At 70.0% G+C, this 24,116-nt stretch carries 22 protein-coding genes; 6 read left to right on the forward strand and 16 right to left on the reverse strand.

The window, feature by feature from the left end; translation table 11 throughout:
- Positions 1–149: 149 nt before the first annotated feature.
- The 5 genes from ACZ499_RS14800 to ACZ499_RS14820 all read right to left on the reverse strand — a co-directional run bounded on the left by ACZ499_RS14800 (position 150) and on the right by ACZ499_RS14820 (position 4,120).
- Complete coding sequence (locus ACZ499_RS14800; protein ID WP_468675098.1) at positions 150–668, reverse strand: hypothetical protein; 519 nt, start codon at positions 666–668, stop codon at positions 150–152.
- 175 nt (positions 669–843) lie between these two features.
- Complete coding sequence (locus tag ACZ499_RS14805; protein ID WP_468675101.1) at positions 844–2,847, reverse strand: PE-PGRS family protein; 2,004 nt, start codon at positions 2,845–2,847, stop codon at positions 844–846.
- Between the two features lie 114 nt (positions 2,848–2,961).
- Positions 2,962–3,258 carry an RICIN domain-containing protein gene (locus ACZ499_RS14810; RefSeq protein ID WP_468675103.1) on the reverse strand — a complete coding sequence of 99 codons (297 nt, stop codon included), beginning with the start codon at positions 3,256–3,258 and terminating at the stop codon, positions 2,962–2,964.
- Entirely contained in the window at positions 3,259–3,618 is a 360-nt protein-coding gene (locus ACZ499_RS14815; RefSeq protein WP_468675467.1) for a leucine zipper domain-containing protein, read from the reverse strand.
- A 103-nt stretch (positions 3,619–3,721) separates the two neighbouring features.
- A complete protein-coding gene (locus ACZ499_RS14820) occupies positions 3,722–4,120 on the reverse strand; it encodes a VOC family protein (RefSeq protein WP_468675105.1) in 399 nt (132 codons plus the stop codon).
- 93 nt (positions 4,121–4,213) lie between these two features.
- Between ACZ499_RS14820 and ACZ499_RS14825 the strand changes: the two genes are divergently transcribed.
- Positions 4,214–5,203, forward strand: coding sequence for a helix-turn-helix transcriptional regulator (locus ACZ499_RS14825; RefSeq protein WP_468675106.1), 990 nt, complete (start codon positions 4,214–4,216; stop codon positions 5,201–5,203).
- 778 nt (positions 5,204–5,981) lie between these two features.
- Here ACZ499_RS14825 and ACZ499_RS14830 read toward each other — a convergent pair.
- Complete coding sequence (locus tag ACZ499_RS14830) at positions 5,982–6,560, reverse strand: GNAT family N-acetyltransferase (protein WP_468675108.1); 579 nt, start codon at positions 6,558–6,560, stop codon at positions 5,982–5,984.
- A 968-nt stretch (positions 6,561–7,528) separates the two neighbouring features.
- Entirely contained in the window at positions 7,529–8,710 is a 1,182-nt protein-coding gene (locus ACZ499_RS14835) for a cytochrome P450 (protein WP_468675109.1), read from the reverse strand.
- Between the two features lie 75 nt (positions 8,711–8,785).
- On the opposite strand from ACZ499_RS14835, the gene ACZ499_RS14840 reads away from it, so the two are divergent.
- A complete protein-coding gene (locus tag ACZ499_RS14840) occupies positions 8,786–8,938 on the forward strand; it encodes a helix-turn-helix domain-containing protein (protein WP_468675111.1) in 153 nt (50 codons plus the stop codon).
- 193 nt (positions 8,939–9,131) lie between these two features.
- On the forward strand, positions 9,132–10,043 hold the full coding sequence (thpD, locus tag ACZ499_RS14845; protein WP_468675113.1) for an ectoine hydroxylase: 912 nt from the start codon (positions 9,132–9,134) through the stop codon (positions 10,041–10,043).
- On the opposite strand, the gene ACZ499_RS14850 is transcribed toward thpD, so the two are convergent.
- From ACZ499_RS14850 to ACZ499_RS14870, 5 genes are all read right to left on the reverse strand, one after another.
- Positions 10,021–11,142 carry a hypothetical protein gene (locus ACZ499_RS14850; RefSeq protein WP_468675115.1) on the reverse strand — a complete coding sequence of 374 codons (1,122 nt, stop codon included), beginning with the start codon at positions 11,140–11,142 and terminating at the stop codon, positions 10,021–10,023. The two genes, thpD and ACZ499_RS14850, sit on opposite strands and share 23 nt — an antisense overlap.
- Positions 11,143–11,154: 12 nt before the next feature.
- Entirely contained in the window at positions 11,155–12,078 is a 924-nt protein-coding gene (locus ACZ499_RS14855) for a methyltransferase domain-containing protein (RefSeq protein ID WP_468675117.1), read from the reverse strand.
- 108 nt (positions 12,079–12,186) lie between these two features.
- Positions 12,187–13,110 (reverse strand): diiron oxygenase, encoded by a 924-nt coding sequence (locus ACZ499_RS14860; protein ID WP_468675118.1) that lies wholly within the window; start codon positions 13,108–13,110, stop codon positions 12,187–12,189.
- On the reverse strand, positions 13,107–14,180 hold the full coding sequence (locus ACZ499_RS14865; protein ID WP_468675119.1) for a pyridoxal-phosphate dependent enzyme: 1,074 nt from the start codon (positions 14,178–14,180) through the stop codon (positions 13,107–13,109). Before ACZ499_RS14865 ends, ACZ499_RS14860 begins: the two co-directional genes overlap by 4 nt.
- A 31-nt stretch (positions 14,181–14,211) precedes the next feature.
- A complete protein-coding gene (locus tag ACZ499_RS14870) occupies positions 14,212–15,144 on the reverse strand; it encodes a polysaccharide deacetylase family protein (RefSeq protein ID WP_468675121.1) in 933 nt (310 codons plus the stop codon).
- A 727-nt stretch (positions 15,145–15,871) separates the two neighbouring features.
- On the opposite strand from ACZ499_RS14870, the gene ACZ499_RS14875 reads away from it, so the two are divergent.
- Positions 15,872–17,281 carry a purine-cytosine permease family protein gene (locus ACZ499_RS14875; RefSeq protein ID WP_468675123.1) on the forward strand — a complete coding sequence of 470 codons (1,410 nt, stop codon included), beginning with the start codon at positions 15,872–15,874 and terminating at the stop codon, positions 17,279–17,281.
- Between the two features lie 7 nt (positions 17,282–17,288).
- Here ACZ499_RS14875 and ACZ499_RS14880 read toward each other — a convergent pair whose 3' ends face one another.
- Positions 17,289–17,858, reverse strand: a complete 570-nt coding sequence (locus tag ACZ499_RS14880) for a HutD/Ves family protein (protein WP_468675125.1) — start codon at positions 17,856–17,858, stop codon at positions 17,289–17,291.
- A gap of 570 nt (positions 17,859–18,428) precedes the next feature.
- Here ACZ499_RS14880 and ACZ499_RS14885 point away from each other — a divergent pair.
- Entirely contained in the window at positions 18,429–18,923 is a 495-nt protein-coding gene (locus ACZ499_RS14885) for a MarR family winged helix-turn-helix transcriptional regulator (RefSeq protein WP_468675127.1), read from the forward strand.
- Complete coding sequence (locus tag ACZ499_RS14890; protein WP_468675129.1) at positions 18,920–19,375, forward strand: MarR family transcriptional regulator; 456 nt, start codon at positions 18,920–18,922, stop codon at positions 19,373–19,375. The genes ACZ499_RS14885 and ACZ499_RS14890 overlap by 4 nt, the downstream gene beginning before the upstream one ends.
- Positions 19,376–19,658: 283 nt before the next feature.
- On the opposite strand, the gene ACZ499_RS14895 is transcribed toward ACZ499_RS14890, so the two are convergent.
- The 3 genes from ACZ499_RS14895 to ACZ499_RS14905 all read right to left on the reverse strand — a co-directional run bounded on the left by ACZ499_RS14895 (position 19,659) and on the right by ACZ499_RS14905 (position 24,098).
- Positions 19,659–20,285 (reverse strand): GNAT family N-acetyltransferase, encoded by a 627-nt coding sequence (locus ACZ499_RS14895; protein WP_468675130.1) that lies wholly within the window; start codon positions 20,283–20,285, stop codon positions 19,659–19,661.
- An 84-nt stretch (positions 20,286–20,369) separates the two neighbouring features.
- Entirely contained in the window at positions 20,370–22,346 is a 1,977-nt protein-coding gene (locus tag ACZ499_RS14900) for a hypothetical protein (RefSeq protein WP_468675132.1), read from the reverse strand.
- Positions 22,347–22,493: 147 nt separating this feature from the next.
- Entirely contained in the window at positions 22,494–24,098 is a 1,605-nt protein-coding gene (locus tag ACZ499_RS14905) for a CocE/NonD family hydrolase (protein WP_468675469.1), read from the reverse strand.
- Between the last annotated feature and the right edge of the window lie 18 nt (positions 24,099–24,116).

Consider the following 24,116-nt stretch of genomic DNA (forward strand, 5'->3'; position numbering starts at 1 on the left):
ACACAGGCGGATGCGGCATTCGAAGACCTCGATGAACAGAAGCGGACCGCCGTCCTGCGGCGGAGGCGTCAGAACGTGTCGAAGAGTCACCGCATGGGTGGGGGCCGGTTGTTGGGGCCGGCCCACACGTTCCACTTCGGGGTGCTCTGTCAGCAGCTGGTGTCCCAGCCGCCGCCCTGGTTGCTTCCGTCGCTGTAGGCGTGCCAGTCGGAGTCGAAGAACACGCTGCAGCCGGCCTGGTTCCGGAACCAGGCGCGAGCCTGGTACTCCTTGGCGCCGCCCGTGTGGTTCAGCGTGAGGTCAAGGGTCTGGGCGTGGTCTTCGTGGCCGTACCCACGGGTGTCTCCGTGGTAGTAGGCAACTCCGTTCTGGTCGACCAGGTCGACCGCGAGCCACCACGCTGATGTGCCGCCCAGCCCAGACGCGCTGATCACTGCGTACGTCGAGTACTTGCAAGGGTCGTACACCAGGTGGACCCACGCGGCATGCGACCTGTCGACTTGGACCTTGTGCTCCCCCGGCATGGGATAGGGGGCGCCGCATGCCCGCGTGTGGACGGCGGCGGTACTCGTGCTGATCGACATGGTGCCCAGGCCGAGTACGGATATGGCCATGACCAGGGGCCGTACCAGGTTGCGTCCGAGCAGCGACAGATCGTTGATGCGCATGCGGCTTCTCTCTGGGAGCAGAGGGAGTCCGAGAAGGCGGTGGACCGGCCACGACGGCATCGGCGTGACAGCCCGCACGGCAACGAAGGCTGCTTGGACGATCCCGGATGACCTTGGACAGTCCCAGCCCTTCGGAGAGGCCGGTGCGGCGGACTGCAGCCCTCGGTCCACCGGCTCACGGCCCCGGTGCGGCACCGGCCGGGTGCTGGATCCGCTGGAGCATCTGTTCCATGACGGGGAGCGGCAACGCCGGGTGCTGGGCCGCCGTCTGTGCGGTGTCGGTGTCCCGCAGCAGCCGGGTCAGCACCCGTGCGGGCAGTCCGGGGTGCCGGGCAGCCGCGTGACGCACGCTTCCGTGCGGGTCGTCGAGCAGCCGTACGGCCGACGCGGGTGTCAGCCGGGGGTCGGTCGCGGCCCGGTACCGTACTTCCTCGGCACTGTCCCGGCTGAACCGCTCGACCAGGTCGGCCGTCGACTCCGGGTCGTCCAAGGCGAGCCGCCGCATCCGCGGGTTCGGGTCGGCGGCGTGGCGGAGCAGGTCGCGGCGGGGGAAGTTCGGGTGGCTGTGGGGGCGACCGGGGGTGCTGAGGCTGCCGGTCCACCACTGCCACACCCTCAGCAGCATGTCCGCGGGCGCGTCGTCGCAGGACTCGGCGAGGAAGAGCTGCACGACACGGTCCTCGTCGCGGGCCAGGCGTTCCACGACGTCCGGCGGTAGGTGCCTGGCCCGGGCGACGCTTCTGCGTACGAGGGGGTGGGAGGAGGCGGCGAGGCGGCGCATGGCGCCGGGATCCTCGTGCAGCGCCATGACCCAGTTGAGCGGGGAGTGGTGGATGTGCGGATCGAAGGCGATGTCGATGGCCGCCCGCTGTTCCTCGGTGAGATCGGGGCGTTTGGAGACCTCGAAGCGGACGGATTCGTCGGGGTCCTGGGCGAGGAGCACGACCAGGTCCGGGTCCAGACGCCGGTTGCCCGCGAGGGAACGGCGTTGGGCGGGATCGCCGTGCTGGGCCAGGTGTTCGGCGAGGCCGCGCTCCAGGAGACAGACCTGCACCACATGGTCTGCGAGTTCCTCGGAGTCGAAGACCGATCGAGGCATCGGGTGATCGAGGTGGTGCTGGATCAACGCCACGACGCGGACCTTGCCGTCCGGGTCGTCGCGGAGCGCCTTCCGGGCCCGGCCGTCCAGATGAGGCCAAGCCTCCGGGCCGGCCGCAGTCCGTACGGACGGATCGGCGTCGGAGGCGAGGGTGGTGAGTACGCGTACGGGCAGTCCGGGGAGGCGAGCAGTCACTCTACGGACCCGTGTGGAGGGGTCCGCGGCGAGCTGCTCGTAGGCGGTTCCGGTGAGTTCGGCGCCCCGGTCGCCCGCGAGCATGGTGAGGATCCGCCGGCACCGGGCGTCCTGTTCGCCCAGGATCAGGCGAGCCCACTGCTGGGGCGTGATGTGCGGCTGGAACTCGGCCAGCAGCTGGCGTACGTTCCGGTCCGGGTGGACCATGGCCGCCTCGACCACCGCTGTCGGCACCTGGCGCGCCAGGACGAAATGCGACAAGCCCAGGAGGCCGACGCGCAGGTCATCGGGGGTGGCCGGGTTGAGGGCCAGCCCATGTGCCCACATCTCGCGCAGTCTCTTTGAAGGCCCCGGTCCCTGAAACAGCGCCGCCCAGGCAGCGTCCCGCTCCCGAGAGGTTTCCCGGACCGCCGCCTGCGCGGCTGCCTCCTGCCGCTCTTCGATGCGGTCCAGCGTGACGAGCCAGACCTCGTACTCCTCGGTGGTCACCCCGATCAGGGTGTTGCCGTCCGCCGAGAGGGTGACGAACTCCGGCTGCCCGGGCCGCTCGCCGAGGACTCCGGCGAGGTCCCACCGACCCGTGAGCCTCACCCGTGTCCAGAAGTGGGGCGCACAGTCCGTCCAGTCGCCGGCGACGTGGATGAGGAATACACCGTCCTCGCCGATGAGCCCGTTGTCGGCCGCGAGCCGGTGCCACAGTGCGTTGAGCTCGGCGACCAGGTCGGGCACGTCCAACCGTACGGCCGCGGTCGGCTCGGCACTGCCCGAGACGACCGCTCGCCAGGCGACTTGGGGCGGCAGTACGTCCTCGGTCCGCCGGTCCCCCACGACTTCCAGCCCCGCGCGTTGCAGCAGCTCTGACAGCTTGCCTCTCCCACCCGCCATGGGACCCATCCTGCCCGAGGCAGCTCACTGCCCACCACCGACTGGTGGATGTGAAATCAGCCCGCCCGCAGGCACGCCCGCCCGCGACGACGATGCGGGCCCTGGTGTGAACGGTCAGCCGAGCCACTGGTCCTGGTATTCGTTGTGGCAGTCGGACTGGATGCCCACCGTCTCGTTGTCGAACCCCTGGACGGCCAGGCACTTCTTGCTGTTGCGGTTGTACAGCAAGAAGTGACTGTTTCCGTTCGGGTCGAAGAGGAACGCCCAGTGCTGGTCTTCCCAGCGTGTGCCGCGGTTGTGGTCGCAGTCGGCCTGCGCGGCTGTGCCGGTCCCGCGGGCCACCGGGAACAGCCCGCTGTTGGAGTTCACCAGCTGTACGTCGTTCCACCCGCCGCCGGTGTACCGCAGCATTCAGTGCTGGTCCGCCCAGGGTGAGAGTTGAGGCCCCGCCGGACCAGGATGCGGTGCACGGTGGTCGGCGCGACCGTGACACCCTGCAGCCGCTGGAGATCGGCAGCGAGCCGGGCGGGCCCATGCTTGGTCTGCCGCCGCCACAGCCTCCACGAGGTCGGCGATGTGCTCCGCAGTGCGGGCCGGGCTCGTAACCGGGAGCGAGGAGCGGTCCAGCAAGCCGTCCTGGCCGTGCGCTCGCCATCGGGCGTACCACTTGGCCGGGCAGCGTCGGGAGATCGGGGCTTCCGTCGCGACGTCCGGGATCGGCCGTCCGGCATGGATCCGCAGGCACGACCACAGACGCCCCTCGGGGGTCAGCGGTACGTTGCGGCGCCCCCCTTTTGTTGGCCCCGGGGGCTCGGCGCAGCTCCCCCCGGGGCCAACAGATGCCTGGGCTCCCGCGCGTGCGGCTGCGCCTGCGTCAACGAGCGAACTTCGCGATGGCCGCCGGGGTGACCGGGGTGAAGAAGTTGACGAGGGTGCCGTCGGGGTCGCGGAACAGCAGTGATCGGTTGCCCCAGGGCATCGTGGTGGGCTCGTTGACGACGTCGGCGACGAAGCCGGTCAGGTTCCCGTACACGCGGTCCACGTCGTCGACGAGGAACTCGATGATCACGCTGTGGTTGTCGGCCGGGCGAGCGGCGCCCGGCGCGAACAGCGGCACAGTGCGGGTGCTGCCGATGGCGAGGGTGGCGCTGGGGGTCTTGAGTTCGGCGAAGTCCTCGGTGGACCAGGCCGCCTGCACCCCGGTCGCCTTCTCGTAGAAGTCGACGAGGCGCGAGATGTCACCGGTGATGATCCGGATCGAGACGAAGTCCATGGTGTTCTCCCTCGGTTCGTGGAGCCGTTGCACTTCGCACGCTAGAACAAATACCGGACAGAATCGGTCCAGTATTGACGCTAGGCTCCGGGTATGTCCCGACCTGCTGGCCGCGTACTCACCCTCCTGGAGCTGTTGCAGTCGGGGGGCATCCGGACGGTTGCCGAACTGGCCGACCGGCTCGGTGTCGACGGCCGCACCGTGCGGCGGTATGTGGACCACTTGATCGACCTCGACGTGCCTGTCGAGGCGGTGCGCGGCCGCTACGGCGGCTACCGACTCGGCGCCGGCTACCGCTTGCCTCCGCTCATGTTCAGCGACGACGAGGCGCTCGCCGTGCTGCTCGGCTTGGTCGCCGGCCGCCGAGCGGGGTTGACGACGACGTCGGACACGGCGGGCGAGACTGCTACGGCCAAGATCCGCAGGGTGCTGCCCGAGCGCGTCGCCCGCCGACTCGAAACGGTCCTGGAAACCCTCGCCTTCACGGCTTCGCCCGGCGAGTTCGCCACCCCGGACGCCGGGGTCCTGCTCACCATGGCCGATGCGGTACGCCACCGCCGGCCGGTCTCGATCAGGTACACCGACCGCGACGGCCGGCTCAGCGAACGCAGGCTGCACGCGTACGGGATCGTCGCCCATTCGGGCCGGTGGTACGTCACGGGCACGGACCCCGAGATCGGCGAGGACCGGACCTTCCGGCTCGATCGCATCGCAGACGCGAGGACCCTGCCCGGCTCATTCGAGGCGCCCGTGGGCCCCGATCCGGCACAGCGCGTCCTGTCCGGGTTCGCCACGGCTGAGTACCGGCATCAGGTGACCTTGCGGATCCACGGGACGGTCGAGCAGATCCGCACCCGACTTCCCGTCAGCGTCGCGAGCGTGGAAGAGCCCGAGCCCGCGGCAGGCGCGGATCCTGAGACCGAGCGCTGGCTGCGTGTCGAGCTACGGGCGGAGCAGCTCGACTGGTTGCCTCCCGTACTCGCCTCACTCGACCGGCCGTTTGTCGTCGAACGCCCAGATGAACTGCGCGGCCTCGTCATCGCGTTCGCCGACCGCCTCGCGTCCTACGCGCGCCAAGCCTGACAGCGGGGAACCAATGTCATGAGATGGCACAGCTCAGCCACGTTCAGGGTGACCTTCCACGGGACGACGTCCTTGGGGCGGCGCGGCCCGGCGTGGTGGCCAGCAGCGGCGCCCCGCCTGCACCACGACGTTCCCGGCCGCGATGAGCTCGAACGAGCCAGATGCCCCGCCGTGAGGTGCTTCTGCCCCGCCCGATTGCGCAGCGATGGTGGCATCGGAGCTGGCCGGTTTGGCGAACACCCACTTCAGGCCGTCTGCGACCACTGGGTTGACGCAGCGAAGGCCGTGTTCGCCTTCCTCGGTGTCTCGCTTCCGCGGGGAACTCAACACTCGCTGTCTGTCCGGGGTTCCGCTCCTGTGTCCCGGTTGGCGGCGTCGATGCTGCGGCGCGAAGTGCCTTCGTGCGGGTGACGGGGCGGCGGCAGACGTCGGCCCGTGGTGAGGCGCCGCGTGCTCGTCCTATCCCCGACGCAGCTGACGCCGACAGGCCGTCTTCCGAGTGACGACCGCCCAGCCACGACGCCGGAAGAGCAGCCTTGGCAAGCCTGGCTCTCCCCTGCGTCGATGCAGAGTGTTGGAGCGGAGGTCCCTGACCCAGTCGATGCCGTCGGCGTCTTGGAACTCCAAAAAGCCGCTGGCCATGACTTTTCACCTCCAAAGTGCCGAGGAGACCGAGCGGGGCGTTCAGCTCAGCCGCGAGAGCACCTCGTCCACGGGAAGGCGATGTCGCCGAGTTTTGAGAGCATCCAGATGCTTGCTTCGAGACCATGGTTGTGCTCTACACAGAGAGGGGGTCGCGTCCCGCCACGTGGTGTGGCCCGTGAGCATCTTTGCGGAGCGTCCGGTACAGCACGCACTGGCGAAGCGGCCCTTCGGGCACGCTCGGATCCTCGAAGTCGTCGGCCGGGTCCCGGGTCATGCCGATCCGGCGCATCACTGCCTGGGAACGAAGGTTGTTGACGGTCGTCGAGGCAACGACCTCCGGCAGCCCGAGGCTCTCGAAGCCGAAGGCCAGGCAGGCCAGAGCGGCCTCGGTGGCGTAACCGTGACCCCACACCGAACGCGCCAACCGCCACCCGATGTCCACCCCCGCGAACGGCATGTCTTCGCCCACCTCGTCCAAGCCGGCACGGCCGATGAACTCACCGGTCTCCCGCGCTTCCAGCGCCCACCACCCAAAACCTCGCCCGTCGAACTCGGCCTGCATGAGCGCCACCGCGGCATCGCTCTGCTCCCGCGTCAGCAGCTCGCCCAGGTGTTCCCGGACTTCGGGATCGGCGTTCATCGCCGCCCACGGTTCGAGGTCGGACTCCCGCCACCGGCGGAGCAGGAGACGTTCGGTACGCAGTTCTGGCATGGCAGCCAGCCAACGCCATCACGATCAAGGTGTCGAGCGGATATTTCGAACCCTGCCGTGCTCGCCAATGCCGGGTCGCCGCGCAGTTCTTCACGCCCTAACCACTTGGCGGGGACGCCGTCCTGACCTGACTCACCACTCTCAGGTGCTGCTTCTCACCGACATTCTGGGGCTCTCGACGGCGAATCGATGCCAGGAACCGCCGACATTCGCTCTCCGCTCCCACCTACGCAGCCAGCTGGCGCCAGCTGCTTTTGGGTCTCGGCCTTGCTGATCACGCTGGTGTGTGACATCAGCGGCGGGGTAGGGGAACGATGCTGCCCTGCTCTCGTTCCGGGACCGGGCTCCAGCCCCCAGCCGCCGGGTCTTGGCCCTCCTCGGCGAGCGCGAGCATCGCCCGGTGCGCCGACAACGGGGCTGCCCCCGCACCGGTCACGGCCCCGCCGACCACGCCGTTGCCGGCCAGGACCGTCACACAACAGCCGGCCAAGCCGACGACCCCCGCGGCGAGCCAGCCGGCCAAACCGGCGTCTCCCGCGACGAGTCAGCCGCCGACCGCAACGACGGCTCCCGTGGGAAGCATGCCGAGCGCACCGGCCGCACCGGCGACCCCCGCAACGGGCCTGCCGACCGCGCAGTCGCCGGCCGGTACGGGCACGCAGCTGCCGGCATCGGAGCTGCCCAGCGGGGCGCCGCACTCCTGACGAGACACATGTGTTGAGCCGGGCGTCTACGTGCCCGAGGCGGGCCCGGGGCTGTCATGACGACCGTCAAGCCCGCAGCGTGACCCAGCCCCAGTCGGACCTGTTGGGTCCAACAGGTCCGACTGGGGGCTGATCTGCATGGTGTCAGGCGCGGCCGGCGGGGGGCGGCGCTGTCGTCCCATCCGTCGCCCACGGGGGCACAGCCGACTGCTGGGCCCACCTCTCGCAGGCAGAGGGAACGGCTGTGTCGCCGTACCAGCAGGGCTACCAGGTGACTGGCAGGTCGACGGGGCCCCTGATGAGAACGTCGGTCTGCCAGTTCATCTCGTCCGGCGGGACCGCGAGACGCATCGCGGGGAATCGGCTGATCAGAGTGGACAGCAGGACCTCGGCTTCCATCCGGGCCAGCAAGGGGGCAACGCACACATGTGGGCCGTGACCGAACGCCATGTGCGGCGGACCATTGCGCTCGAAGTCGATCCTGCCGGGATCGGAGTAGACCCGCTCGTCCCAGTTGGCAGCCACGTAGGAGACGTAGGCAAGCTCCCCCTCGCGGATGAGCACGCCGCCTACTTCCACGTCCTCGGTGGCGATCCGTGGCTGCCCCACGCCGTGCTTGTGGGGTACCCAGCGGAAGAGTTCCTCCACCGCTGGCAGGATCAGACCGGGCTGGTGTTGCAGCCGTTCCATCAGGTGCCGTTGGGTGAGCAGGGCGTACATCATGTTGGCCGTGTTGTTGCACACCGCGTGCCAGCCGTTGAGGCCCATGAGGGTAGCCAGGGCCAGAAGCTCTTCCTCATCGATCCGTCCCGCACTGACGGCGGCCACCATCGTGCTCATCACGTCCTGCCGCGGCTCAGCACGACGCTGTGCCGCCAGTTGACGGAAGTAGTCACGGGCGGCTTGCTTGGCTTCCTCGGCCCGTAGCGCCTGAGCCTCGTCCGAGGCCCTTGTCAGGACTGTCTGCGCCCAGTCCCGGACACGAGGCCGGTCCGCGGCGGGGACGCCGATCACCTCGCCGATCATGGCCAGGGCGAAGGGCGAGATGACGTGGTGCACGAGGTCGGCGGACGGGCCTGCGGATTCCAGCTCCAGGCACAGCTCGTCCATGAGAAGGCCGGCGCGCGACCGCAGACGGTCAACACTGCGCTGGGTGAAGGACGATGAGACCACCGACCGCACCCGGGCGTGTTCGGGCGGGTCCACGAAACTGACCGCACGGTCCAGGGGGATGAAGTGCTTGGTCATCTTGGGCACCGACCGCCCCAGGACGTCCCTGCTGAACCGTGGGTCCGAGGTGACGAACTTGACGTCCTTATGCCGGGTGACCAGCCAGCAGACTCCCTTGCCGTGGGGAAGCCGGATCCGGGAGACCGGCGCGTCCGACAGGGACTCCCACAGGAAGGGGTCAAAGTCCAGGCCGGGGAGGTCGAGGACCTCATACATACGGGCATCGTCAGTCTGGGACACAGTGGCCTCCACCCGGCAACAGCGCTAATCGCCACGACATGCTCATCGGCAATGAGTTTATTGCCACCCAAATGCCGACGCCTTCCTCATCTGGAGCGCGAGTTCGGGGCCGACCTGTTCGACCGAACCGGCCGCCGCGTGGCGATCACCGAGGCTGGGAGGGGCCCGGCCGCCACAGGCCAGGGCACTGCTCGCGGGGGTTGACGCGGCGCAGGACGCCGTCGCGAGACTCGCCACCGGGCGCGGGTCCATCGGGGCAGCAACCCTCCCGGACGCTGCGTCCGGCCGCTTGGGCGCGGGCAGGTTTCGGGTTCGCGGCGCCGGGAAGCGTGGACTGGGATACGTGTCCAACATGGGTGATCTGCGCAGCACTTCTGCGAGCAGAGGAGATCCTGGGATGTCACGCTCAGCCGGCTCCGCGAACGACCCGTACCCCACCCGCTATGTGACCGAGTCCGTGCCGGTGGACCGGACTCACGCTGTGGTGTGGGGCGGCGACGAAGGGGGGCCGCTGAGCGGGGACGGGCTCGCGCGGTATCAGCAGGACGGCTTTCTGTCCTTCGACGCGCTGCTGACTGCGGAGGAGGTGGCCGCCTGCCGGCAGGAGGTTCTGCGGATCGGCGCGGACAGCTCGCTGCGCGGGACCGGGCGGGTCGTGATGGAGCCGGACTCGGCGGACGTCCGGTCCGTCTTCGAGGTCCACGCGTTGTCCAACGTCTTCGCCCGCATCGTCCGTTCCGAGCGCCTCGCGGGGCCGGCGCGGCAAATCCTGGGCTCGGACGTGTACCTCCACCAGAGCCGGGTGAACTACAAGGCGGCGTTCGAGGGTTCGCGGTTCGGCTGGCACTCCGACTTCGAGACCTGGCACGCGGAGGACGGGATGCCCGCGCCCCGTGCGCTGAGCTTCTCCGTGGCCCTCACCGAGAACCTGCCCTTCAACGGCCCGCTGATGATCATCCCCGGATCGCACCGGACCTTCGTGCCGTCGATCGGCGAGACCCCCGCCGACTACCACAAGCTGTCACTCCAGGGGAAGAACCTGCCCGCCGGGTCCGCCGACCGGGCGGGGGTGACCGCACTGGCCGAGCGGCACGGGATCCGGCAGTTCACGGGCGCGCCGGGCTCTGCCGTCATGTTCGACTGCAACTGTCTGCACGCCTCCAGCGGGAACACCTCACCGTTCCCGCGCACCAATCTCTTCGTGGTCTACAACAGCGTCGCAAACCCCCTCGGTGTCCCCTACGCGGCGCCCGAACCCCGCCCCGCATATCTCGCCAACCGCACCGTCACCCCGCTTCCCCGGCGATGAGCCGGGCCAACTCGCGCGTGGTGTAACCGCGCTCGAAGTGCCGCGGCTCGGACAGCATGAGGGAGCCGAGCCCCAGGAGGGTGCGCGCGTACTCCTCCACCGTGCCCTCCCAGGCCGTGGCGTCGAGCATCCACGGCTCGGTCTCCGCCGACAGATCGGCTGTCCCCTCGCGCAGGAGTGTCTTGGACAGCTTCGCCCCGGAGTCGGAGAGCACCACCGGGGTGAAGACGCGCGGCGGCGGTACGGCGCCGGAGCAGCACAGGAACGCCTCGTCAAGGAGCCGACAGCCCGGCGCCCAGTCCGCCCCCTTGACGATCAGCGGGAGGGCGTCGGCGTCGCGGGCCGCGACGCGCTCCTTGACCAGATTGCGGTGCAGCGTCGTCAGTCCGATGTAGGTGTCCATGCCCGGAGTGACCTCCACGAGATACTTTCCGTGGTCGAGGCAGACCGCCGCGAACCGCGCCTCCCGGGTACTGGCCGACAGCAGTTCCGTATCCTCGCCATGCTTCTGCGCCCAGCCGCACCGCGGGCAGGGAAAGCTCACCGGCACCGTGCCGGTGGACGGCGCGAGCACCCAGCGCAAGGTGTCCATCAGACCGAGGGAGTCCAGGAACTCCTGCCTGAACTCGGGCCTCGACTGCTGGGCCGTATAGGTCTCGACGTCGTAGGGGATGCCAGTGGCGTCGGACAGCGCGTCGAACAGGCCGCCGTAGTAGCGGCGGACCAGTTCTCCGACCCGGGGCTCCCCCAGCACATGCCGGAAGGAACGCTCGTAGTGTGTGCCGGTCTCGGGGCAGGAGCGGCTCTCGTACGGGGCGTTGTCCAGGGCCCCGAAACGTATGCTCACTTCGGCTCCGAATCGGTCCCGTACCGCTGCGGCGAGCAGGAACGTGGCTGTCTGCATGACGTTGGTGCCCACATGGGGAGCGCCGTTGATCTGCACTCCGGCGTGCAGGACGACGCGTCCGAGGCCGCTCGCCCGCAAGCGCGGCCGGATGAAGTCGGCGCTGTGCAGCACCGCGTGGGCGGTGACGCTGACTGGTGAGACGGGCACCGGGCCGGGCGTCTGCGCGGGCTTCACGATGTATGTGGCGTTCATGAGCGGTTCTCCTCACCAGTGATGGCGCACGGTCGCGGCCGGCAGGTCCAGCACCCGCAGCCGTCCCGTCCAGCCGTTCGGGGCCGGCTCGTCCAGGGCTTCCAGCCGGGAGGTGCGCGAGCGTGCGGCGGTCCGCAGGAGGTGGAGCAGCCCCTCCCCGGTGAGGTCGCCACGGGCCCGGTCGGCGTCCGGGCCCGCCCACCGGCAGGCCAGGCCGACGATGAAGTAGGCGGGCGGCTCGTGGCCCGTCCGCCACAGGACGGCCTCGCCACACCGTTCCAGGGCCAGCACCTGTTCCCGGTGGCTCAGGGTGAACTCGCCCAGGGGCAGCGGGCACAGGGTGACGGAGTCGACGCGGTATCCGGCCGACCGCAGCAGTCGCACCGCTGTGCGGGGGGTGGAGTAGCTGCCGATGGTGAGCCCCATGTCGCACCGCAGGGCCCGTGCGTGTCCGATGACGGCCGGTGCCCACGTCAGCCCGTCGGCGCCCCCGCTGATGGAGCGGCGCCGTGCGGCCGCCTGCGGGGTGAGGGGGACGTAGGGCGGGTTGCTGGTGATGACCAGCGGCCGGGTCAGCGGGGCGGCCGCGGTGGACAGCAGTTGGGCGGTGGACAGCAGGGCGAAGTCGCCCTGGGCGATGGTGACTTGGAGGTCGCCGTCACGGGAGGCGTAATGCTCGGTCGCCCAGGCGACCGACTCCGTGCCCGCGTCGACGCCGTGCACCCGCGCCGCGCCTGCCCGGGCCATCGCGGCCGCCGCGGCACCGCTCCCCGATCCCAGGTCCAGAACGGAGCAGCCCTCGGTGATGAGGTCGCGGGCCACCCATACGCCGGTCTCGGTGTCGGCCGGCTCGAAGAAGACCCGGGGGGAGGCGGGCGGCACGAAGTCGTCGTCGGCCAGGTGCTGGTAGCCGAGGACACGCGAGACATTCGGCATGGGTACCTCTTCCGGAGTCGTATGCCCTCGTATACGTGGAAAGGACGGAACGCCTCCCGCCAGGACGGATGCCTCTCCGCGGGGTCAGGTCCGCCGTGCCCGGGTTGCTCACACCAACTCGGCTGCCTCGAAGGCGTCCCGGCCACCTGGCACCTCCAGGACACCCGATTCCTCGAAGAGCCGTACCCCGTGCCGGGCGGCGGTCCTGATCCCGGTGTTCACCCGGTCCTGGGGGTAGGCGTCACGGAGGACCTCCGCCACCACCGCCGGCGCGAGCCCGGCGGCGGCCAGCGAGGCCCGCACCGGCCGGAGGTCGGGCAGCAGGCTGGAGCGGATCAGAGCGGGCAGACAGCGCGCCACCCGCCCGCGCCGCGCAGTGGGCTGCTGGGCCCACAGCTCGCGGAAGAAGCGGGCGAAGAAGGCGTGGTGCCAGCCCTCGTCCCTCGCGTGGTCGCCCACGATGTCCCGGACGACCGTCAGCACCCGGGGATCTTTGGGCACGTCGTTGAGGATCGCCGTGATCAGCATTTCGAACACCACGACCTGGAGCAAGGGGGCGAGCCCCGGCTCGCCGGGCAGGGCCTGCTCCCCCACCTGGTCCAGCCGGTTCAGGAAGGGCTCGAAGTCATAGGGGGTCGGTGATATCCCCGAGGCGGTGGAGATCTGGTCGATGACGTCCAGGCTGTAGAGGGAGTGGTACCCCTCGTCGCAGTAGATCCGGTAGGCGTCCAGCCGGACCGGGATCCCGACGTCTATTCCGCTGCGCCCGCCGGCTATGCGCTCCGTCGCGCGGTTGACCACCCGCGTCTCGAACTGCGCGGTGAAACCCAGATACTGAAAGAGATGACGGGCGAAGACTTCCGCGCGGCGCGGCTCGGGCAGGGCCCGGACCAGCGGGTGGTCCCCGTACGGGATGAGCAGCGGCGGGAAGAACAGCTGCCCGGCCGCCAGTTCGTCGCCCAGCCGGCGACGTGGTCCGCCGCGCACCCCGGCCCTGTCGTACCAATCCCGTGACCGCTGTGCCGGCGTCACCGCGCCCTCCCCTCCCGGACGCCCTCCACGACCGGCTGGCCGTGCGGCGGCCGGTGCTCCACCGCCGTCACCTCGACCGCGGGCGCGATCTGCACCGGCGCCAGCCCCTGCCGCTCACGCCACTCCGCCGCGTACACGGTGTCGAGGTAGCGGTCGGCGCCGTCCGGGCACAGACAGGCAACCTCCCGGCGCGGGGGCACCGTACGGAACAGCCGCAGTGCCGCGGCGATCAACGCGCCCGAACTCCCGCCCACTCCCAGGCCGGTGGCCGCGGACAGCCACAGGCAGGCACTGACCGCCTCCCGGGGGCTGACCGGCACGGTGGGCCGGTGTCCCCCGGGCAGGAACGCGGAGGGCCGGCTCGCCCCGATACCGGAGAGCACTCGTGGGCCGGCCGCGCCCCCGAGGGCCGCCGAGCCGGCCACGTCCACGCCCACCAGTTCCCAGGCCGGCCGGATCGCGGCCGCATAGTCGCGGAAGCCCGCCAGCGTGCCACCCGTGGAGACCGCCACCAGGACGCTCATCGGCCGCCCCATGGTCTGAGCCCACAGCTCGGGGGCCGTCCCCCGGGCGTGGACCCGGGGGCTGGCCGGGTTGGCGTACTGATCGGGCCAGACCAGCCGGGGCTCGGTCCGCAACCGCTCCCGGATGTAAGCGATCCGGCTGAGCAGATACCCGCCGGAGCCGTCCGGCCGGTCTATGGTGACCACCCTGCCGCCGAGGGCGCGTACGGCCGCCACGACCGACGCACTGCTCCGGGGATCCACCACCGCGGTGAACGGGACCCCGTGCGAGGCGGTGACCGCCGCGAGCGCGAGGCCCAGGTTGCCCGACGTGGACTCGATGATGCCGACCCCCGGGTCCACCCGGCCCGCGATGTCCTCCCACAGGGCGAGCGCGGTGCGGCCTTTCACGGAACCGTGCGGACCGTGCGACTCCAATTTGAGCCACAGGTTCCTGGGAAGCCCGTCGACGGAAACCGTCACTTTCACCACCGGAGTGGGCAGCAACGCCCGGCTTCCGCCGTCGCTCGGCGACGAATGCGCGGAAGTGTCCACGAGGTCCGCCAAGACGCCTCCTCGATGGCTGGGCGGTGTGCGGCTAAGAGCCGTCCCCCGCCTGCTCCTTCACATATACGGCGATGTCCGCGTGCGTGGCGTACCAGACGTCCGGGTGGCTCGCGATGTGGTCCAGCAGCTCTTCCAGAACCACCATCCGGGAGCGGTGGCCGATCACATGCGGGTGCATGGTCATCTGGAACATACCGCCCTCGGCATACGCGGCGTCGAACTCGTCCCGCCAGATGCCGAGCACGTGCCGCGGCGACGCGTAGGGGCGCAGGTCCGTGTAACGGTCCATCGGAAAGTAGACGGCGTCGTCGCGGATCCACTCCGGGGGCAGCTCCACCATGCCGGTGGGCTCTCCGTCCGCGAGGATCTCGTACGGGTCGTCGTCGGCCATCAGTGAGGAGTCGTACAGCAACTCCAGTTCGCGGCTGATCGCGAGCGTGTGATCGCTGAAGTCCCACGAAGGTGTGCGGATGCCGACCGGCCGCCGGCCACTGAGCCGTTCCAGGGTGTCGGCGCAGCGGAACATCAGGTCGCGCTCGTTCTTGGGATCCAGTTCCATATTTCGCTCATGGATCCACCCGTGAATACCGACCTCATGTCCCCGGTCGGTGTAGCCTCGCGCCTCCTCCGGGCGCAGCAGGGCACACACCGCCGGCATGAAGAAGGTGGCCGGTACGGAGCGCCGCTCCAGCGCCGCCAGGATCCTGGGGACTCCTACGCGGGCGCCGTACTGACCCTGGGAGAGCTTGCCCGGCTGGGTCTGCCCGTCGCGCAGCGGGATCGACTCGTGATCGGGATCGAAGGACAGGGCGACGGCTACCCTGGCCCCCCGGGGCCACCCCGCCGGTTTGAGACTGCGCCCCGCCCGCACCCGCCCGACGTGCCGCCGCCACTCGTGTTCCTCCCACTCCCAGGGATGTCTGATCGGCCTCGGAGCACCTCCTCCGCCGGACAACCACCTCACCACCCTCCTCGTCTCCGTGAGGTGATGGTGGCAGAACCCCCAGCAGTGGGTGTCGGAGCGAACAGGCCATATTCGCGACGGCGCGCGCGGCCCCTGCGACCTCGGTCCGCCGGGCCGGAGCCGCTCTTCTCGTTCCTGAGCGCCTTGTCGGTCACGCTCGTCGATGACGGGCACGATGCGACTGGTGCGGGGGTTGAGGTGCAACTGGTCGACGGTGGTCCATTCCACGGCGACGGGATCAGGCCTCTGGTGATGTGGTCGCGGTAAGGGACGTGGCTGGTCTGCAGGTGCTCGTGCAAGGCCGGTGGCTCCGGCGGGGCGGCGATGCGTCGGCCGAGGGTGCGAAGGCCAGGCCCATGCCGAGGGCGGCAACCGCTCCGGTCAGTGAGAGGTGCTTGTTGACCGATCCCATGGATTCCCCCTTGGGTTGCGGAAGCGGACCACGTCCTGGTCCCGGACGGTACGCAGCCGCCCGCCGCAACGCGTCGACCCAGGAGCGCACTCGGCCCTCAACTCCTTTGGGACCGCCGCCGACCGCCTCCCCCTCTCGTTCTACCGACCCACTTTGAAATTTGCCATTCAAGATCTTGATGTTTGTTCATCTCCATGCCAGATTCGGCGCAGCACCACCTGGGTCAACGGCGTAGTTCATCCCGATACGCCGGAACAGCTGCGGGGAGAGGTCACCAACATGCCGGTACAACACGCCCCAGGGGAACGCCTCGCGATGGAACGGCGGACCATCGAGGCCGTCCCGGACACCGAGCGGCACGGCACGCCACGCAGCCAGTTCACCCTGTGGTTCGGCGCCAACATGCAGATCACCGCGATCGTCGACGGCGCACTGTCGGTCGTCTTCGGTGCCGACGCGCTCTGGGCGATACCCGCGCTGCTGATCGGCAACGTGCTCGGCGGCATCGTGATGGCGCTGCACTCCGCGCAAGGGCCGCGGCTCGGCGTACCGCAGATGATCTCCAGTCGCGCGCAGTTCGGCGTCTACGGCGCGGTCCTGCCGCTGCTGTTGGTGATCCTCATGTATCTCGGCTTCGCTGCGACCGGCAGCGTACTGGCCGGGCAGGCAGTCTCCGAGATGCTGCACATCAACACGGACGCCGGCATCCTCGTCTTCGGGGCACTGACCGCCGTGGTCGCCGTCACCGGCTACCGCCTCATCCACGTCGCGGGCCGCATCGCGACCGTGGTCGGCGCGCTCGGCCTCGGCTATCTGCTGGTGCGGCTGTTCACGCAGTACGACGTCAGCGCGCACGTCGGCAACAAGGGGTTCGAGGCGGCGACCTTCCTGCTCGCCGTGGGACTCGGGGCCGGATGGCAGCTGACCTTCGGCCCGTACGTCGCCGACTACTCGCGCTACCTGCCCCGCGACACCAGCACGCGCGCGACATTCTGGTCCACCTTCGCGGGCTCCGTCATCGGATCCCAGTGGGCCATGACGCTGGGCGCGCTCACCGCGGCCGTCGCGGGCAAGGCCTTCCTGCCCGACCAGGTCGGCTTCCTCGGCGATCTGGCAGGCCCGGCGTTCCTCGCGTTCCTCATCTACCTGGTGATCGTGGTCGGCAAACTGACCGTCAACTGCCTGAACGCCTACGGCGGCTTCATGTCGATCCTGACCACGGTGACCGCGTTCGACCGCCGCTCGCGCATCTCGGCCGCCGTACGCGCTGCCTACATCGTCGGCTTCATCGCGGTGTCCATGGCCATAGCGCTCGCCGCCAGCGACGACTTCCTGACCAACTTCAAGAACTTCGTACTGCTGCTCCTGACCGTGTTCACCCCGTGGAGCGCGATCAACCTGGTCGACTACTACCTGATCTCCCGCGAACGCGTCGACATCCCGGCCCTGTACGACCCGGACGGCCGCTACGGGCGCTGGAACGTCACCGCGCTGGCCTGCTACGTCGTCGGCGTCGCCGTGCAGATCCCGTTCCTGGCCACCAAGCTGTACACCGGCGCGATCACCAAGAAGCTCGACGGCGCCGACATCTCGTGGATCGTCGCGCTGGTGGTCACCTCGGCCCTGTACTGGCTCTGGGCGCGGCGCACCGCCAACCCGCCCTCCGACACCATCCACCCGACCTCGACCGGAAGCGGCGGCCGGGCGGCGGCGCCAGTCGGCTGACCCGGCGTCACCCCGTCGGAGCTACATCCGCCCACAGGGCGGCGGCGTCGGGCGAGAGCGGTGCGACCGCTCCGTCCGACGCCCCGTCGTCTCCGTCCCACCACACGCCCTGACCGGACGCCAGGACACGCCCGTGTGCGCCGGCCTGCCAGCGGCCATGCAGCACATAAAGCACCCCGGCGTGGCCCGCGCGTGGTGCGACCGGGCCTGCGACCCGGTCCACCCCGGCCGTCCAACGGCCGCGCCGCACCATGAGGTTGAGCACCCGGCAGGGGCCTCCCGGCAGTTCGGCGGCCAGCACGAGGTCGCCGGAGAATCCGAACGGCTCCCCCTCACGCGCCAGCAGCCGGTCGAACACCCCGGAGCAGGTCAGCCGTACACCGTCTCCTGTCAGCAGGGTGAGCGTCCGGTCCACGCCCGGGAACGCCGAGAACGACCCGTCCCGCTTGATGTCGGCGACGCTCGCGCGCCACCCGAACTCGTCGGTGCCCGCCGGCCGTGAGGCGATCTCCCTGGTCGCGCCGCCGCCGTTGCGCCACGGGCCCGCAGACAGTGTCTCTACATCGAAGTGGTGCATGGGTGGCTCCTGAGCTGCGTGACGTTCGGGTACGGATCACACCTGCGACGACCTTGGCCGCGGAGCGATCACCGGAGGCAACGGCCGCGTTCGGGGGCGCGTCGTCGATTTCGGTGCGCGGTCGGCGCTGTACATGGGCCGCTCCTGACCCCCTCGCAGCAGGCGATCGACGTGTCTTACCCGACCCTGACCTTGTAGCGATGAGCAATGCTACGCGTCGAAGGGCCACGGGCCGCGCGAGCACCCACACCTGCCGGCCCGGCTGGCAGGGCCGCGCTCGCGGGCTTGAGGAGAGAGCACACCTGAGTGACGTCGTCGCGCGCGGCGATGACGGCCACGCGTCAGAGGCGAAATCAACCACACGGTCGCCTCAGTGCCGCTGTGCACCACGTCCGGTACGCCGGGTGCTGATCCGCACGGAGAGCCGGACACCCATCACCCGCCAAGGCGCCGATGGCGGGCAGGAGCGGTACAGCTCGGTGCGGAAGCGGGCCACGGTCTCGGGGTGTGCCGTGACACCCGCGCGGAAAATAGTAGCCATGGACATAGTAGCCATGTAGTCTATTCGTTATGAGCAACGGTTCGCCGGGCCCCACACCCGGTTTCCTCGTATGGCGACTCGCCAACAAGTGGCGCGTCGCGGTCGATCGCGCGGTGGCTCCGCTGGGCCTCACCCACGCGCAGTACTCGCTGGTCGCGTCGCTGCACGGCATGCAGCGCGCCGGCGAGCGGCCCAGTCAGCGCCAACTCGCCGACCACACCGGCCTGGAGGCGCTGTACGTCTCGAAGCTGGCGCGCGCCCTGGAGTCAGCCGGCCTGATCGAGCGCACCCGCGATCCCCGCGACCCGCGCGCCGTACAGCTGGCCCTCACCGAGCAGGGCGCGACCGTCACGCGGCAGGCCATCGCCGTGGTCCAGCAACTGCATCAGCAGTTGCTGGAGCCGCTCGGCGGCCTCGACGCCCCGCGGACGCGCGCGTTCACCGACGAGCTGAAAACCCTGCTCGACGCACCCCTCGGTCCATCCCTACCGAACAACGAGAGCACTCAGGAGAAAACGTCATGACCACCACTGCAACCACCACCGCACCCCTCGCCAACGCCCGCGACCTCGCCCTGGCCCACTACGCCGCCCGCGGCGTCCTGCAGCACGTCCTGGCCCGGCACGGCATCACGTTCCAGCAGCAGGTCACCCTGCGCGCCGCCGTCACCGCCGACGCCCCGCAGACACCCGACGACCTCGTCCTCCAGGTCCAGGGCTCCCTCAAGGCCGATCCGGCCGACATCCGCACGACTCTCGACGAGCTGCTGGCCGAGCAGTTGCTCGTCGCGGACGGCGCGCATCTTCGTCCTACGGAGGCAGGGCGCAGCCTGCTCGCCGCCGCCAGCGCGGAGACCGCCCCGATCAGCGCCCGCATCTGGGGCGGGATATCCGCCGAGGACCTGGCCGCCGCCGGCCGTGTCCTCACCCTGGTCGCCGAGCGAGCCAATACGGAGCTGGCGACGCTGACCGCCTGACCGCCCTGCCGCACACCTCAGCGGAAGTGTTCAACCGTCGATCCAATGAACGCAACGACCAGGTGCTCGGCCACTTGATCCGTGCCCGGTGCGGCGGCGGGCCACCCCGCTTCGACCGCACCTCGACCGCGCCGAAAACCCGTGGTCACCAGCAGTGTTACCCCGGATGCCGGACGGGAAGGGCAACATATGACGCAACCCTCCAGCGCAACAGACGACCCGGGACGCGGAACAACTGGGCCGCTCGAAACGGCCCGGCCAGCGAAGCCGAGGGCTTCATGAGTCACGCACAGACGTCCCGCAGCACCTGCCCGCCCGCCGCCGTGTCAGCCCGGCAACGGCTGGCACCTCCAGCCGGCCCCAACTCGTCCCGGCATCCGGCCGCGTTCCCGTGTGGAACGTGAAGGCGATCACATCGGTCACCCGGCAGTGGTCCCGCCACCGGCGTCGTCAGGACCGTCGTACGCAGTCGATGAGCCCGTAGTGCCGCTTCCAGCCCAGCGTCTCGTACAGGGCCACCCTTGTCGGTGGCACCGAGCACACCCCGCTCGACGCCCTCCGCCACCGCGCGGTCGGCCAGGGTGTGCGTCACCAGCGCACCCAACCCCCGCCTGCGGTGGGCCGGTTCGGTGGCCACCTGGTCGGATACAGCCACCCCGTCACCCAGCGCCATTGGCCCGCATGCCGCCCGCTCGCCTGCCTCGTCGGCCATCACCGCGAACACCATCCGGTCCACGACCTCAAGCCCCAACCGGTACGCGGCCGGCGGGACGGGTCGCTCCGCGCGCAGGTCCGCCGTCATCAGATGACCGCACTCCGGGCGGTCCATCGCCCAGTCCGGTGGCAACCACCCGGCCACCTCGTCCGGTTCGCCCGGGAGGTGACCACTCCTCTCACGGAACCCCGTCATACGCCCAATCCACCCTGATGACCAGCAACCGGGCACAACACCGATCCACCTGAACAGGTCCGTCCGATACGGGAGTGACTTCCGTCATCGGGGACGCGACTGCCAGGCACGCGCGAAGAGTTCGGGCAGCGGTCCGGCGACCGGTACGGAGCGGACCTTGCCTGCGATCAGCCGGGCGCCGAGCAGCTCGGCCTTCCAGGTTTCCATCGGGTGGAACGGCTTGTCCGCGGCGGCCCAGTCACCGGGCAGGAACACACCACGCCCAGCCCGGGGCCGCCGGTCGACCACTACCAGGGACGCCCCGACGAGTTCGGTCATGGCCGCCTTGTGGTGGGCGGGCGTCCAATGGTTCCAGCGGCGGACTCTGCGGTCGGTGGGCGCGGGCAGCGCGAGCAACTGGAGATACAGTGCCGCCGCATCGGTGCCGAGGCCCGTCTTCGCGGCGACCTCGTCGACCACGTCGGGTGCGGAGAGACGGGGATCGGTCTCGTAGCGCCCGGGCGGCAGAGCCTGGCAGGTGATCCGCTCCACGACGCGCTCGCATGCGGACCCCCGCAGCCAGCGGACGCGGGCGAGGTTGGACCCTTCGCTGTCGACGACGACCTCCAGCCGCTGCGAGCGCTCGTCCGCCCCGTACTTGCCGGGCCGGAAGTAGATGCCCGGAGCACCCCGCTCGCCGCGCCGGTCGAACCCCGCCTCGGCCACGACGACCAGTCCGTCGTCGAGCGTGGGATGATCCAGCGGCTCGACGGCGTCCCCGTACGCTTCGGCGCCGGAAAAGACCGGCCACAGTTCCGCGACGGTCCGCCCGCGCAGCCGGTTGCCGTCGGCGTCGAGCAGCAACCGCGGGTGTGCCAGCCGCTCACGCAGCAGCGAAACCACCTGCGGAACACCCTCACGTACGGGGTCTCCTGCGGGAAGTTCGGCATAGATCCAGTCGATGGCTTCGCAGGCCACGGAGAGGCGCTCCTTGAAGTGAAACCCTTCCTCACCTTCCCAGCCGTGGCCGATGACGCTGCTGGCTCGCAGCCGGGTGTCGGGGTCACGGGTGAGCACCGGATCGCTCGTGGGGTCGGCGAACAGCGTGCAGACCGCTGCCGGGGCCATGCGAACGGTGTTGTGCTCGGCCGCCACGGCGAGCGTCGTCTCCGAGATCGCTGGGCGTACGCCCTGCTGAGCGCGCCAGGCTTCGGCGATGCGCTCGGCGAGTGCTGCCTGCCCGCCCTGCTGCCACAGCTGCTCCGGGTCGTCGGGCAGCACGGCGGCCAGCAGATCGAGACGTGCCGGCACCCCCAGACCCATCAACTCGCCTTCTCCGGCGTCGGCTTCGGACTGCTTGAGCCCCATGCCCTTGCGCGCCTCGGTGTCCAGGCCCCGATACCCGTACGACACATCAGGGATGCCGGCGAGCAGCAGCGCGGCCGCGGCACGGCTGAGCCCGGTCGCTTGGGCGAGCGCCGCGGCCGCCGCACGGTCCCAGGGAGCCGGGCCGTGCTCTCGGACGAGACCGGCGAGCCGGCGCAGCCGCGCCGGAGTCTCCCAACTGGCCGAGGGTACGGGCTCGGCCCCGACGATCCGCCCGGGCGCGGGCGCATCGGCCTCCCCCGTGCGCAGCTCGACGAAGTGCCGCCCCTTCTCGCCCGCGCCGAGCCCGTGCAGCACCAGCACGGCGCCATCGCCGTCACGCGCGGCGTACACGCGGTCGTCGGCGAGCTCGATGGTCCCCGTACGCATCCGGCGCCGTTCGTCCGGGTCGGCGAAGGGGGTCTCGGCCCATACCTCCAGCATCCGCAGGAGGACTTCCCGTAGATCGGGCCGGACGTGGAAGGCACTGGCCCGCAGTGCCACGGCACCGATGCGTCCGATGAACCGGGACCAGTCATACCCCTTGTACTGGTCCGGGACGCGCTCGCCGCGACCGGCCAAGTAGTCCCCGACGTCCGCGAATCCGGCGAGCGTACCGGCCCGCCAGTATCCGGAACCTCCGATGAGCCCGCTGAGAGCGGGGGCGATCAGGTCGTCGCCGTAGGGCTGTGCGCGACGTATCGGGGCATCAGGCATGCGCTCCATACTGCCCGATCATGAAGTGGCGCCCGCCGCCGCGGGGTGATCGCGCCGCGGCGCGACAGGGCAGTCCGAGGGGGTGGTCCGGGGAGTGAGCAGGGCCTGACGGCCCGGTTCGTCAGCCCTTTCCCGTGGAGCTGGAGATCACGTGGGCCCGGAGCCGTGGGGAAGCAACAATGCCGAGTCCGTGTGGAGTGTGATGCGCACCGGCGCGAAGGTGGTGGCGTCCACTTGCGGCTCCCCGGTGCCGGGATTCCGGGCATAGCGCGGATGGGCGCCTCCGCTGATCTGCCAACGTATGCGGTGACCTGCGGCGAAGCGATGGGCCGTGGAGCTCATCGACACGGTGACCTGCGACGGCTCATGCTCAGTCGTCCGAAGCCGGCCCAGTCCGTCGCAGATGTTGACGGAGCGGCCTTGCGGGTCCACGTCGCACAGGCGGGTGAAGACATCGGCGTGGCCGGTGTCCGTGGAGATCCTCAGCCGAGCGGAGACTGGGCCCACAATGTCCACGGCCTCGGCCAGTGGGGGGCCGGTGAACGTCAGCACATCAGCTCGGCCTTCCAGGGCGCTGTTGTCGCGGGGACCGGCGGTGCGGGAGAGCAGAGGGCCGCCGACGGACGGGGTGGGGTCGGCCGGGTCATAGCGGAATGAGGTCAGTGGTGCGGAGTCCGTGGGGGCCTGCTCGGTGAGGGTCCCGCCCGGGAGGGGGTACCACGAGGTGGCAGCCGCGGTTGACGGCCACTCGTCGAGGTCCCGCCAGGCCTTTTCACCGCCGGTGTGCACGCGCACCGCGGTCGGGCGCAGGCCGGACGGGTCGGCATACAGGTGGGCGCGCAGCCACGCGAGGCTCTCGGTGAACACCTCGGGCCATCCCTTTTGCAGGGCGGAGGTATGTGTCCAGGGGCCGACGAGCAGAGCGGTCTCGCACCCGGCCCGACGCAGCCGGTCATACTGCTCGAAGGTCTGGTCGGCCAGCACGTCATGCCATCCCGTAATCAGACTCGTGGGCACGCTGAGCCGCTCCGCCGACTCCGCCAGCGACGCACCGTGCCAGTACGCGTCCTTGGGGTCCGGGTGCGTCATGACGTCGTCCAACCAGGGTACTTCGCCCCCGAGGGCGGACACGTACGCCCCGCGCAAGGGCTGCGCGGTGGTGACATCACGCAGGCGGCGCTGAAGGCGCAGCGTCGCCTTGAGGAACGGTCCCACGCCCTGGTGCTGGTAGGTCATGCCCGCACCGACGGCGAGGGCGTTCTCCAGGCGTAGCGCACCGTCCGCGTGGAACAGGGCGTACGGATCGTGCAGGCCCATCTGCACCACCATGGCCTTCAGTTCTGGCGGCGGGTCCAGGGCAAGAGCCCACTGCACGTAGCCCAGGTAACTGGGGCCGACGGTCCCGAGCGTTCCGTTGAACCAGGGCTGCCGGCGCAGCCACGACACCGTGGCCTGCCCGTCGGCGACCTCGTTGCGCCACAGGTCGAAGGCACCACCCGAGCCACCGGTGCCGCGGCAGCTCTGCAGGACCACGTGAAAGCCCTGTTCGGCGAAGAGCAGGCCGTACATGGGAGACCACGGCAGGCCTCGGCCGTAGGGCGAGCGGACCAGGAGGGTGGGAAAGTCGCCCTGTTCGCGCGGGAAGTAGTGGTCAGTGATCAACGGGCTGCCGTCGGCGGCCGGCACCACGAGCCCCGGCTCCCATCCCACAGAGTGCCGTTTCGCCGGAAGTCCCCGCCAAGTCGCCCTCATCATCCGTGAGGACAGTGG

Source organism: Streptomyces sp. NPDC031265 (genome assembly GCF_055570295.1).